Here is a 1,864-nt window from a genome sequence, read left to right on the forward strand (position 1 = left end):
GCAAACGCATCCCGACCATACTCGTCGACCAGATCATCCAATTCTGCCCGATCAGGCGTATACGCCTCCCTGCAACCAGAACAAAGCCTTCGGGCCAAGCGCTGAGCCAGGACACATAAAAGTGAACCAGAAAAGCTGTAAGGATCAAGCCCCATTTCAAGCAGCCTGGTAACGGTTTCTGACGCGGAATTGGTATGCAGGGTTGAAAAAACCAAATGACCGGTTAAAGATGCTTCCACAGCTATCCCAGCGGTTTCTTCATCCCGCATCTCACCAACCATGATCACATCTGGGTCAAGCCGTAGAAATGAACGCAAGGCAGCCGCAAAGGTAAAACCGATCTTGGGATTTATTTGTACCTGACGCAGACCGATCTGGGTGATTTCAACAGGGTCCTCAGCAGTCCAGATCTTACGGTTGGATGAATTGATCGTTGCCAGACCAGAATGCAGCGTGGTGGTTTTACCTGAACCAGTCGGCCCAACAACCAGTACCAGCCCGTAAGGACTCTGCAGGCTTTGTTCAAAAACCTTACGATTTCGTTCTGTCAGGCCAAGCTGATCAAACGATATTGGCTCACCACTGGTTAGAACACGGATTACAACATCCTCTAGTTGCCCGACGGTCGGCATAGTGGCAACCCGTAATTCAATATCAAGTGGTCCAAATTTTTTAAAATCTATTTTACCATCTTGCGGCCTGCGGCGATCTGCAATATCAAGATCAGCCATGATCTTGATTCGGGAAGGGATAGCAAATTTATACTTGTAAGGAATCTTCTGATAGACAATACACTGGCCGTCAATCCTGATTCTGACGGTAATATCCCTCTTCCCTGGATAAGGCTCAATATGGATATCAGACGCCTTCTTCATATACGCGTCATAGACAATCTTATTAACCAGTTTGACAATAACAGAGTCTTTCTCCGTTACCTTGCGGACCTCTTCCTCAACCTCCGGTTCATCAACTGCTGATGTCTTATTCAGAAGTTCCGAAATACTGTCAGGCACTAAATCAAGGTTAACCTCGTCCATTGCGTTAGTACTGGACGCAAGATCAACCCGATACAGCGACTTAAGTGCACGCAGTACGCTGGCCTCAGAGGCTATAACTGAGATAATTTTAAGACTGATGCTATCTTCAAGCTGCCTGACATCATGGTGCCGCAAAGGCTGGGCCATGGCCAGTGTCAAGGTGTTACCAATCATCGAGATAGGAACCAGCAGGTGTTTTTGTGCGTAGACAGAACTGATGTAGCGAGACAGCCCGGGATCCAGGGAGATGGCGTTGATTTCAACATACGGCAGGTCAAACTGAGCTGCTACTGAGCGAGCCAACTGTTCTTCATCAACAAAACGCAGCTTTAATAGTGCCCGTTCAAGAGGAATATCATTCTGACGACTTAACTCCCTGGCCTGCGATAGTTTCAGCTGATCAATCATTCCCTCTTTCAGCAGGATATCAGCCAGCTTTCTCCGCTTGTTCTTTTGGTCCAGAACTAATGAAAGGTCACTCTCTCGAATATATCCCAAACGGCATAATAGCTGACCAACGGTCTGATCAGGGAACATCTTCTGCATTTCAAGGGCTTCATCCAACTGTTCCTGGCTGATTAATCCCTGCTCTATCAGTAGCTCTCCCAGACGCTTGGTAATCATGTCAGACCTAACGTTCCTGAACCTGATAGCCGTGGTCGTAGAGCAGCTCTCGCATGGCGTTCTCAATCGGGCGATCAGTCAACATAACTGCACCTCCTCCTGCCATTGTGTTCTCAAGCATGAATCCTGACATTTCAACTGAATATTGCCCCGCAGGATCTGCGAGCAACAGGTGTGAGGCATAACTGGAGGGAAGATCCATC

The 1,864-nt window shown here is 47.9% G+C and carries 2 protein-coding genes; both read right to left on the reverse strand.

The annotated features are described in order from the left end of the window. Positions 1 to 1,661, reverse strand: a 1,661-nt coding sequence (locus tag OEL57_RS16520) for a GspE/PulE family protein (protein ID WP_300742019.1), incomplete at its 3' end; no start/stop codon positions are given. A gap of 7 nt (positions 1,662 to 1,668) precedes the next feature. Beyond that, a partial coding sequence (locus OEL57_RS16525) for a hypothetical protein (protein WP_300742021.1) occupies positions 1,669 to 1,864 on the reverse strand: 196 nt, incomplete at its 5' end.

It is taken from the genome of Trichlorobacter sp., from assembly GCF_030247655.1.
Taxonomy (GTDB): Bacteria; Desulfobacterota; Desulfuromonadia; order Geobacterales; family Pseudopelobacteraceae; genus Trichlorobacter.